This window comes from Devosia sp. (genome assembly GCF_041917035.1).
In the GTDB taxonomy this organism is placed as follows: domain Bacteria; phylum Pseudomonadota; class Alphaproteobacteria; order Rhizobiales; family Devosiaceae; genus Devosia_A.
The window spans coordinates 1-10,298 of record NZ_JAYRYM010000144.1; the positions used below are offsets into that span (position 1 = coordinate 1).

The window sequence follows — 10,298 nt, forward strand, 5'->3', positions numbered from 1 at the left end:
GGCATGCGCTACGTCATCCTCGTCGTGCTGCTGCTCAGCTTCATCTCGACCTTCAACCAGTTCGGCCTCATCTTCCTGATGACCGGTGGCGGCCCGAGCGGCGCTACCCGGCTCTATTCGATCCTCGCCTACGAGAAGGCGATCGGTTCGCTGCAGTACGGCCCGGGCTCGGCCATCGCGCTCTCGGTTGCGCCGCTGATGGCCTTCCTCATCTACCTGCTCTCCAAGTACATGCGGCATGACGAACGCGCCGCAGGCGTGCAGAAGAACGGGCTCGGCCGCAGCATCGGAAAGGTCTTCGGAGCTATCTTCAGTGCAGTGCTCGATGTGCTGTTCTGGCCGTTCGACATGCTCAACCGCGGCCTCGAAAGGCTCGGTCAGTCGCTGCGCAAGCGGATGACCGGTTCGGTCTCGAGGCCCGTGTTCAAGCCACAGGAACGCGAGCGGGTCGGTATCGGCATCCGCATCCTGATCCTGTTGCCGATCATGGTGTTCGTGCTGTTCCCGTTCTACTGGGTGCTGATCACCTCGTTCAAGACGACCACCCAGATCAGCCAGCGTCAGTCGATCTTCTGGCCTGATCCGCCGACGCTGAACCAGTATCAGGAGCTGATCTTCGGCTCGCGCTTCCTGGTCTGGCTGGGCAACTCGGTGCTGGTCGCGACGCTCGCCACCATCATCTCGGTCGCCATAGCCGCCCTGGCGGCCTATGCGCTCACCCGGCTCAAGTTCCTCGGGGCCGGGCTGCTTACCACCGCCATCCTGATCACCTATCTGCTGCCGGGGACGCTGATCTTCATTCCGCTCTATCAGACTCTCAGCGATCTGGGGCTGATCAACAGCTACGGCGCGCTGCTCACCACCTACCCGACCTTCCTCGTTCCCTTCGCCACCTGGGTGCTGATCGGCTACTTCCGCTCGATCCCGGTGGAACTGGAGGAAGCGGCGATGATCGACGGGGCCAGCCGGCTCTATGCCTTCATTCGCATCACCCTGCCGCTGGCGGCGCCGGCACTGTTGTCGGTGGCCCTGTTCGCCTTCACCAATGCCTGGAACGAGTTCCTCTTCGCCTTCGTCTTCATCACCTCGGAATCGCTCCGCACCCTGCCGATCGGGCTGCAGTCGATGGTGGTGGGCGACATCCTGCCCTGGGGCGAACTGATGGCGGCTTCGCTCCTCACCGCGATCCCTGTGGCGATCCTCTACATGTACGCCCAGCGGTTCCTCGTCGGCGGGCTGACCGTGGGTGCGGTGAAGGGCTAAGACCGAGGGGTTCTCCCGCCGGGGGAGCGCAGAACAAGAGCCGCCGCGTCCGTCTCGGGCGCGGCGGCTGCCTTTTGCCCCTGCTTCAGAGGGCGCGCGGCCTCTCCTGTCCCCTAGAGTTCCACCGACCCGGGGTGCGTTTCGGCCAGCATCTGCAGCTGCGCGCGGATGTAGCCGAAGCAATAGGAGAACGCGACCGCATCGTTCGGCGTGCCGGAGAGGTGCGGCACGTGGTCGGGCATGACCATGTACTTGTAGCCTACTTCGGCCAGCACCTTCATCGCCCCCCACATGTCCATGTCGCCCTCGTCGGGGAAGGTCTCCATGAACGAGAGCTTTCGTCCCTTGATGTTGCGATAGTGGATGTTGAACAGCTTGCCGCGTTCGCCGAACCAGCGGATCGCCGCGTTGATCTCGGCCCGCGGGTCGTCCATCATTTCGCCGACCGAGCCGATGCAGAAGTTGAGACCGTGCCAGGGGTTCTCGCGCATGAGGACGAAGGTCTTCAGTCCCTCGACCGTGCCGAGCACCCGCGTGATGCCGCGATAGCCGGGCGGCGTGTACGGATCGTGCGGATGGCAGGCGAGGCGGACCCGACTGGCCTCGGCCACCGGCACGACGCGTTCGAGGAAATAGTCGATCCGCTCCCAGTTCTCTTCTTCCGACAGCTCGCCCACCATGCTGGGCGGTGCGTTCTGGTCCATCTTGTCCCAGCGGAAGGTGGAGTTCTTCGAACCGCCTCGTCCGGCCTCGAACTCCGAGCGCGGGATGCCGATGATGTTGAGGTTGTACTTCACCGCCGGGATGCCGGCCCTCGCGACGTTCTCGATCAGACGGCAGATCGACTCGATCTGTCGATCGCGATTGGGTCCCATGCTGAGGATGTCCGGGCTGCTCTGCTTCTCGATCGGCAGGGACTCGAGCGGCAGTTGCACCATGTCGAGCACGAGGCCCAGCCGCTCCAGCCGGTCGCGGTGTCGCTGCAGTACATCGAGGGTCCAGTCGTGCGGGTTGCCGTCTGGATCGGCATTGACGTGCCGCACCCCCAGCTGCGCCAGCTGGCGGTATTCGTCGTCCGTCGTGACCCGATTCTGCGTTCCGAGATACATGCCGATCCCCTCCTCAGGATACTTGCGCATTTTTTGGGCGGCCGGGCGGTCGCCCACAACGCTGTCCAGGCTCGCAGCAATTGAGGCTGGACCCACGCCACCACGCCCAATAGCTTGACCTGAATGGCAATAAGGGGAAAGGCCGAACATCTCAAATGGCACAATTCGCACCGCAGCCGATGGCCGAGGCCATCGCCAGGGACCTGCTCTCCTTCCCGATCACCCACATGACGGACGAGCTTGCTTTCGACGAGCAGCGTTTTCGCGAGCACCTCGAGTGGATCATCGGCGCAGGTCCGGCCGGGGTCTTCGCCGCCGGCGGGACCGGCGAGTTCTTCTCCCTGACCCCCGATGAGGTGGAAAAGGTCACCGCGACCAGTGTCGAAGTGACCCGGGGGCGCCTGCCGGTCCTCGCCGGCGTCGGCTATGGCACGGCCATGGCCATCGACCTCGCCAGGCGCGCGGAACGTGCCGGAGCCGACGGTATCCTGTTGCTGCCGCCCTACCTGATCAACGCCAGCCAGCAGGGCCTCGCCGCCCATGTCGAAGCCGTGTGCCGGGCGACCAGCCTCGGCGTCATCCTCTACAACCGCGACAACGCCATCGTCGATGCAGAGAACGTCGCGCGCCTTTGCGAGCGCTGCCCCAACCTGGTCGGGCTCAAGGATGGTGTCGGCGACATCGAACTGATGGTCCGGACCCGCAGCCTGCTCGGCGATCGGCTGGTCTATGTCGGCGGCCTGCCGACGGCGGAGACATTCGCCCGGCCCTACCTGGCCATGGGCGTCGCCACCTACTCCTCGGCCCTGTTCAACTTCATGCCGAACTTCGCCCGCGGCTTCTACAATGCCGTTCGCGCCGAGGACGTGCCGACCATCGAGGCCGGCTTGCGGGACTTCATCCTGCCCTATACCGCCATCCGAAATCGCGGCCGCGGCTATGCCGTCGCGATCGTCAAGGCCGGTGCCCGCATCGTCGGTCGTCCCGGGGGCCCCGTCCGGCCGCCGCTGACCGATCTCGACGCCAAGTCCTACGCCGACCTCGAGGCCCTGATCGCCGGTCACGGGGACGTCGCGCCGGGCCCGCGCAAGTGAGCGGTCTCTCCTCGTCCCCCACGCTCACCGGCCTCCGGGTCGTGCCGGTTGCCGGGCACGATTCCATGCTGCTCAACCTGAGCGGGGCGCACGCGCCGCTGTTCACCCGCAATATCGTCATCCTGACCGACAGCCTGGGTCACACCGGGCTCGGCGAGGTGCCGGGCGGCGAGGCCATCGCGCGTACCATTGCAGACGCCTGGCCGCTGCTCGAGGGCCGGCAGATCGGCGCTTACCGCACGCTGCTGCGGCAGGTGGGCGAGGCCTTTGCCGCCCGGGACGCGCGGGGGCGCGGCAGCCAGACCTATGACGAACGGATCACCATTCACGCCGTGGCGGCACTGGAGTGCGCGCTGCTCGATCTGATGGGGCAGTCGCTCGGCATTCCGATGGCGGAACTGCTCGGCGACGGGCAGGTGCGCGATCAGGTCGAGATGCTGGGCTACCTGTTCTATGTCGGGGATCGTCACAAGACGCCGCTCGCCTATCGCGGCCCCGACTCTGCCGGCGACGACTGGGAACGGCTGCGCGACGAGCCTGCCCTCGATGCGGCTGCCATCGTCCGTCTCGCCGAGGCGGCGGAGGCCCGCTACGGCTTTCGGGACTTCAAGCTGAAGGGCGGCGTTCTGCGCGGGGCCGAGGAAGGCGAGGCCATCGCCGCGCTCGCGCTGCGCTTCCCCGAGGCGCGCATCACCGTCGATCCGAACGGCGCCTGGTCACTCGCAGAGGCGATCGCGGTCTGTACCGCGATCAAGCCCCATCTCGCCTATGCCGAGGATCCCTGCGGCGCCGAAAACGGCTATTCCGGCCGTGAGGTGATGGCGGAGTTCCGTCGCGCCACCGGCATCCGGACCGCGACCAACATGATCGCCACGGACTGGCGCCAGCTTGGTCATGCCATCCAGCTGCACAGCGTCGACATCCCCCTCGCCGATCCGCATTTCTGGACGCCGCGCGGATCGATCGACGTGGCGCGGCTCTGTCATCGCTGGGGGCTGACCTGGGGGTCGCACTCCAACAACCACTTCGATATCTCGCTCGCCATGTTCACCCAGGTCGGCGCCGCCGCGCCCGGCACCATCACCGCGCTCGATACCCACTGGATCTGGCAGGATGGGCAGCACCTGACCTGCGAGCCGCCGAGGATCGTCGACGGCAAGGTGGCGGTGCCGGAACGGCCGGGACTGGGCGTGGAGCTCGACGAGGCGGCTCTGGCGGCGGCCCACGCCCTCTATCGGAGCCTGCCTGCCGGCAGCCGTAACGATGCGATGGCCATGCAGTACCTCATCGATGGATGGAGCTTCGATCCCAAGCGGCCGTCCCTGGTGCGATAGGGCCGGACGCCGCATCCTCCCCCGCCGCGTCGCGGGGGAGGGGAACCACCCGAAGGGTGGTGGAGGGGCACCGCGCTTGCCGCCCTGCCGGACTCACTCGAACCAGGTCGTTCCCGGATACTGGTGCTGCTTGGCAACGTCGTAGTTCAGCTCCAGCCCGATGCCCGGCCGGTCGGTGATCTTGATATGGCCGTTCTGGATGATCTCGCCGCCATCGGTGATGGTCTTCCAGTAGTCGCGGTGGAACCAGTGGAACTCCAGCACGAGGAAGTTCGGCACCGTGGCGCAGACCTGCGCCGAGGCCATCGTGCCGATCGGCGACGAGACGTTGTGCGGCGCGAACGGGATCGAGTAGAGGTCCGCCATCTCCGCGATCTTGCGGCATTCGCTGAGGCCGCCGCACTTGGGGATGTCGGGCATGATGATGTCGACCGCCTGCTGTTCCAGCAGCTTGCGGAAGCCGTGCCTCAGGTAGAGGTTCTCGCCGGCGCAGATCGGTGTCGAGGTCGAGCGGGTGATCTCGGCCATCACGTCGATGTTCTCGGGCGGCACGGGTTCCTCGAGCCAGAGCAGCTTCAGGTGCTCGAGGTCGCGGGCCAGCCGGATCGCCGAGTGCTTGTCGAGCCTTGTGTGCAGGTCCGTCGCCACGTCGACCGATGGCCCGGCAGCCTTCACCACCATCTCGGCCAGCTGCACCATGCGGTCATGCTCCCACTTGTTGGGAGTCATGTTGAACTTGTCCTTCTCGTACCAGCCGGTTTCCGAGCCGGTATGACCGTAGGCGCGGATGTCGAGGTCGACCTTGAGCGCGGTGAATCCCGCCTCCAGCACCTCGTCCACCACGGCCTGCACTTCGGCCATGTTCATCCCGGGTGAGACTTCGCAGTCGCAGTAGACGCGGATGTCGTCGCGGAACTTGCCGCCCATCAGTTCGTAGATCGGCACCTTGAGGGCCTTGCCCTTGAGATCCCACAGCGCGATCTCGATGCCGGTGAGCGCCGTGATCAGTGCGCCGGCGAAGCCACCCTCGAAGACGAGGCTCCGCCGCGTCTCCTCGAAGATCGCGTCGATCGCGAACGGATCGCGTCCGATCAGCCGCTCCTCGAGTTCCTTGATGATGGCGATCGCCTGATAGCCGCCATGCACGCACTCACCCAGTCCGGTGATTCCAGCGTCGGTCTCGATGCGAACCCACAGATGCATGCAATGGCCGGTCGTCGCGGCCGTCTTCACCGACGTGATCTTCATTTGTCCCTCAACAGCTTAGGCCGGCTCTCCTCCGGGCCGACCGGCAGCTTAGCGGCGTGTCCGGGGGCCGTCGAGTGTGCTGAGCAACCTAACGCGCGGCTAACGCCGTTTCAGATGATCTCCAGGTAGTCGCGGTCCGGCAGGTCGGGGAACGGCGTCGTCGGCAGGGTCTGGTACCAGTAGGCCACCGACGCGATGTCGTCCTGCAGCGGCAGATAGCGCCGGTCCTTCTTCTCGGTCCGCCACCCCAGCGCCTGGATGGTGACGCGCAGGTCGGTCTCGAAGCGGATCGGGTCGGCGATATGCCAGCGATACATGCCGAAACGTTGCTGGCTGCGGTAGGTACCGTCGGGCCTCAGCACCTGCGGCAGGCCGGAATAGGGCGTGGTGAACTCGCGGTATCGGCTCTCCATGGTGTCGTCGACCACGCCACCATCGAAATTGTAGGCGCCGCAGAAATAGTCCTCGGTGCCGGTGCCGCAGATGGTCGGAAACTCCCGGTCGCCGTCCAGGAAGAACTTGATCTCGCCCTCGCCCCACCAGCCCGAATTGTTCACCCCCCAGGCCATGTAGGTGCCGACAAAGTGTCCGGCGCCGCTGATTCCATCGACGATTGTGTAGTCGGTCCCGTAAGGCAGCGGGTTGGTGCGGCGGAACTGTGCGTGGAAATACGCCGCATCCTCCGGTACGTCGGTCAGCGTGTAGTTGATCTGGTAGTAGATGATGCCCGAGTTGTCCGGGTCGCGGTTCTCGATCTCGATCCGCGCCGCAGTGCGGAACGGCATCTGCCAGTAGCAGTTGAAAGCGCGGCCCGGGTTGACGCACACGGCGAGCGAGGAGACCTGCGCGAACTGGTTCCAGCCCGAGCAGAAGAAGTCGCCCACCGGGCACACCACCGAGGGATGCTGCTGGTCGTCCCACCAGATCCTGAGGATCAGGTCGCGCCATCTCAGGTTCGCCGTTGTCAGCCAGATCTGCTGGATCGCGCCCGAACCGCGAATCTCGCCGAGGACGCGCGTCTCGCCCGGCTCGATCCGGATCGAGGGCGAAACCTTGACGCCCAGCCCGCTGCCATCCTTGCCGAGTCCCCTGGCATGGACCTTGCCGGTCCCCTCGGTCGCCATGCCGCCGCGGCCCTTCTCTCCTGTGAAGTTCTCGGGCGAGATGGAGCGGGTCCGGGCGGTGCTCAGGCGATGAAGATTGCCCAGGTCGACCCCTAGACCGTTGAATGTGCGTGCCATCGTCCCTCTTCCTGTGCACCGGACAGGGGAGCAGCCTAGCCGACCGCTCCGATCTGTTCGAGTCCGTCGCGGCGGCGCCGATGCGGACAAAAATATGATCACAACAATCATATTTAGGCTGGCGTCAAAAACATGAGTGATGTAGTCAGTGTTTACGCGAACGCCGCACCCTGACCTGAAGCCAACTGGGACCCCACCGAATGAGCTCGAAGACCCTGGCCGGCCTGCTGGCCGCAGCCCTGATCGTCACGCCGGCCATTGCCGACGACATCGTGATCACCGACCACGAGAATCGCACGGTGACGCTGCCCGAGGCGGCCATGCGTGTCGTCACCATTCCCATGCCGATGGCGTCGGGTGTCATTTCGCTCGATGGCTCGTCCGACAAGCTGGTCGGCCTCAACCCGCTGTCGCTGACGGCAATCCGCGAGGGCATTCTCGGCCGGATTTTCCCGGACGCCGCCAGCATTTCGGACGCGGTGACCGGAACCGACTTCATGCCCAATGTCGAGGCTTTGGCGGCAGTCGAGCCGGATCTCGTCATCCAGTGGGGCGGACGCGGTCCCGAGATCGTCGATCCGATCACCAATGCCGGCCTCACCACGTTGCTGATCAAGTACGGCACCGAAGAGCTGACCCGGCAGTACATGACCATGGTCGCGACCGCCATCGGCCGACCCGAGCGCATCCCCGAGTTGGTCGCCTGGCGAGACGACGTCCAGCAGGCCATCGCGGCAAAGGTCGCGACCCTGCCCGCCGATGCCCGCCCGAGCGTGCTCTACCTCGGCCGTTCTCTCTCGGACATCACCGCCTCGGGCAGCAAGGGCAACTACAATGCCTGGTACATCGATCTCGCCGGTGGTCGAAGCGCCTCGGCGGAGCTCGAGGGCTCGGTTTCGATCAACCGCGAGCAGATCGCGCAATGGGACCCCGATGTCATCCTGCTCAACAGCTTCGAGCCCAATCTCGACGTGAGCTGGGTCTACACCGATCCCATCCTGTCGCTCACCAAGGCCGCCCAGGCGAGGCGCGTCTACAAGATGCCGCTCGGCGGCTATCGCTGGGATCCGCCGAACCAGGAGTCGCCGCTGACCTGGATGTGGCTGGCCGAACTCCTCCACCCCGACGCCTTCGACTACGACCTCAGGGCCGAGATGAAGGCCGCCTACCGCAAGCTCTACAACTACGAGCTCGGCGATGCCGACATCGACGGCATCCTCTGGATGGCACAGCAGGGCGACGCCGCCGGCTACGACCAGTTTCGGGCGAACTGAGCATGAGCGATGTCGCCGGAGACATGCCAGGCGAGGCAGCGCTTCCGCCGGGCTGGGCCGGCGTGGCCGTCGCCCTCGCGCTGCTCCTTGTCGGCTGCGTCCTCGTCAGCCTGTGCGTCGGCCGCTTCGCCGTGTCGCCGCAGCGCGCCGCCGAGGTGCTCTGGCAGGCGCTCGTGGCACCCGGCCGGGCCGTCGAGGCAATGGATGAGCGGATCGTCCTGCTGGTCCGTACGCCCCGCGTGGTGCTGGCCGCCCTGGCCGGCGCTGCGCTCGCCATCACCGGCGCGGCCCTTCAGGGGGTGTTTCGCAATCCGCTCGTCTCGCCGGAGGTGCTGGGCATCTCGCAGGGTGCCGCGTTCGGCGGCGCCCTTGCCATCCTCGTCGGCATCTGGGGTCTTCCGCTGCTCGGCTTGGTCTTCGCCGCGGGCCTCTCCGCGCTGGTCTTCGTCGGTCTGATCGCCCGCGTCGACGGCCGCACCGAGATCATCACCGTGATCCTGTCCGGCATGGTCGTCGGCTCGCTGTTCTCGGCGCTCCTGTCACTCATCCAGTTCGTCGCCGATCCCAATTCCTCGCTTCCCGCAATTGTCTACTGGCTGATGGGCTCGTTCGCGACGGCAACCTGGGAACGCGTACTGATCGCCGCCCCGGTATTGCTCGCGGGGCTGGGTCTGCTCTGGTCCATGCGCTTCCGCCTCAACATCCTGTCGCTCGATGATGGCGAGGCCCGCAGCCTCGGAGCCCGCCCCGATCTCGAGCGCTGGATCGTCTTCGCGCTCGTCGCGCTGGTGGTCGGCAGCCAGGTCGCGGTGTCCGGCATCGTCGGGTGGGTCGGGCTTGTCATCCCGCATGCCACGCGTCTCGTCGTCGGGCACGATCACCGTCGCCTGCTGCCCGCCTCGGCCCTGCTGGGCGCCGGCTTCATGGTGGTGATCGACACCCTGGCCCGTACCGCGACCGCGGCCGAGATCCCGCTCGGGGTTCTCACCGCCATTGTCGGCGCGCCGGTCTTTGCCGTGCTTCTGCGGCGCCATTTCGGGGAGAAATCGCACTCGTGATCGGTCTCGAGAACGCCACGGTTCGCTTCGGCACGCGCACCGTGCTGGATCGGTTGAGCTTTGCGGTCGCCCACGGTCGCAGCCTCGCCCTGCTCGGGCCGAACGGGCGTGGCAAGACCACTGCGCTGCGGGCCTTGCTCGGCTTCCAGCGTCTCGACTCTGGCGCACGGCGCGCGCCGCGGGTCGTCGGCTACGTGCCGCAACACGCCTCCAGCAACCAGGCCTACCTGGTCCGCGATGTGGTGGTGATGGGCCGGGCCGCCGGGCTCGGCCTCTTCGGGCAGCCCCGGCCAGCCGACTACGCCGCCGCTGCCGAAGCGTTGGCGCGGGTCGGCGCCGACCGCTTCGCCACCCATCGCTTCGACCGCCTGTCGGGCGGTGAGCGTCAACTGGTCCTGATGGCCCGCGCCCTCGCCACGGGTGCCGGCGTCCTGGTTCTCGATGAGCCGGGATCGGCGCTCGATCTGCACAACCAGGCGAGGTTGCTGCGCCTGCTGTCGGACCTGCGCACGCCGCGCGACCGCACCATCGTCTTCACTACGCACGATCCGAACCACGCCCTCGCGACGGCCGACGATGCCCTGCTGCTGATGCCCGACGGGGCTCCATTGTTCGGACCGGTGGCCGAAACCATCAATCCCGGCACCCTTGAGCGGCTCTATGGAGTGCCCATGCGG

General features: G+C 66.3%; 9 protein-coding genes. 6 read left to right on the plus strand and 3 right to left on the minus strand.

Annotated features, from left to right (window positions below):
- Positions 1-1,263: ABC transporter permease subunit (locus tag ACE3TU_RS14450; protein WP_374625368.1), on the plus strand; the 1,263-nt coding region annotated here is incomplete at its 5' end.
- A gap of 113 nt (positions 1,264-1,376) precedes the next feature.
- Here ACE3TU_RS14450 and ACE3TU_RS14455 read toward each other — a convergent pair.
- The gene (locus tag ACE3TU_RS14455) at positions 1,377-2,372 is read right to left on the minus strand and encodes a mannonate dehydratase (RefSeq protein WP_374625383.1); all 996 of its coding nucleotides are present in this window, start codon (positions 2,370-2,372) and stop codon (positions 1,377-1,379) included.
- 155 nt (positions 2,373-2,527) lie between these two features.
- Here ACE3TU_RS14455 and kdgD point away from each other — a divergent pair, with 155 nt between their 5' ends.
- Entirely contained in the window at positions 2,528-3,466 is a 939-nt protein-coding gene (gene kdgD / locus ACE3TU_RS14460) for a 5-dehydro-4-deoxyglucarate dehydratase (RefSeq protein WP_374625370.1), read from the plus strand.
- Complete coding sequence (locus ACE3TU_RS14465; RefSeq protein ID WP_374625372.1) at positions 3,463-4,800, plus strand: enolase C-terminal domain-like protein; 1,338 nt, start codon at positions 3,463-3,465, stop codon at positions 4,798-4,800. The genes kdgD and ACE3TU_RS14465 overlap by 4 nt, the downstream gene beginning before the upstream one ends.
- Before the next feature lie 93 nt (positions 4,801-4,893).
- Here the strand turns inward: ACE3TU_RS14465 and ACE3TU_RS14470 are convergent, their stop codons facing one another.
- Positions 4,894-6,048 (minus strand): mandelate racemase/muconate lactonizing enzyme family protein, encoded by a 1,155-nt coding sequence (locus tag ACE3TU_RS14470; protein WP_374625374.1) that lies wholly within the window; start codon positions 6,046-6,048, stop codon positions 4,894-4,896.
- A 110-nt stretch (positions 6,049-6,158) separates the two neighbouring features.
- On the minus strand, positions 6,159-7,289 hold the full coding sequence (locus ACE3TU_RS14475) for a glycoside hydrolase family 172 protein (RefSeq protein WP_374625376.1): 1,131 nt from the start codon (positions 7,287-7,289) through the stop codon (positions 6,159-6,161).
- Positions 7,290-7,489: 200 nt separating this feature from the next.
- Here ACE3TU_RS14475 and ACE3TU_RS14480 point away from each other — a divergent pair, with 200 nt between their 5' ends.
- From ACE3TU_RS14480 to ACE3TU_RS14490, 3 genes are all read left to right on the plus strand, one after another.
- Complete coding sequence (locus ACE3TU_RS14480; RefSeq protein WP_374625378.1) at positions 7,490-8,563, plus strand: ABC transporter substrate-binding protein; 1,074 nt, start codon at positions 7,490-7,492, stop codon at positions 8,561-8,563.
- 2 nt (positions 8,564-8,565) lie between these two features.
- Entirely contained in the window at positions 8,566-9,621 is a 1,056-nt protein-coding gene (locus ACE3TU_RS14485; protein ID WP_374625380.1) for a FecCD family ABC transporter permease, read from the plus strand.
- On the plus strand, positions 9,618-10,298 hold a 681-nt coding region (locus ACE3TU_RS14490; protein WP_374625382.1), incomplete at its 3' end, for an ABC transporter ATP-binding protein. The genes ACE3TU_RS14485 and ACE3TU_RS14490, both read left to right, overlap by 4 nt.

Excerpts from the sequence above, each read along its gene's own strand:
- kdgD (WP_374625370.1), top strand. The coding sequence starts at position 2,528 with ATGGCACAATTCGCACCGCAGCCGATGGCCGAGGCCATCGCCAGGGAC.
- ACE3TU_RS14470 (WP_374625374.1), bottom strand. The coding sequence starts at position 6,048 with ATGAAGATCACGTCGGTGAAGACGGCCGCGACGACCGGCCATTGCATG.
- ACE3TU_RS14475 (WP_374625376.1), bottom strand. The coding sequence starts at position 7,289 with ATGGCACGCACATTCAACGGTCTAGGGGTCGACCTGGGCAATCTTCAT.
- ACE3TU_RS14455 (WP_374625383.1), bottom strand. The coding sequence starts at position 2,372 with ATGTATCTCGGAACGCAGAATCGGGTCACGACGGACGACGAATACCGC.
- ACE3TU_RS14485 (WP_374625380.1), top strand. The coding sequence starts at position 8,566 with ATGAGCGATGTCGCCGGAGACATGCCAGGCGAGGCAGCGCTTCCGCCG.
- ACE3TU_RS14480 (WP_374625378.1), top strand. The coding sequence starts at position 7,490 with ATGAGCTCGAAGACCCTGGCCGGCCTGCTGGCCGCAGCCCTGATCGTC.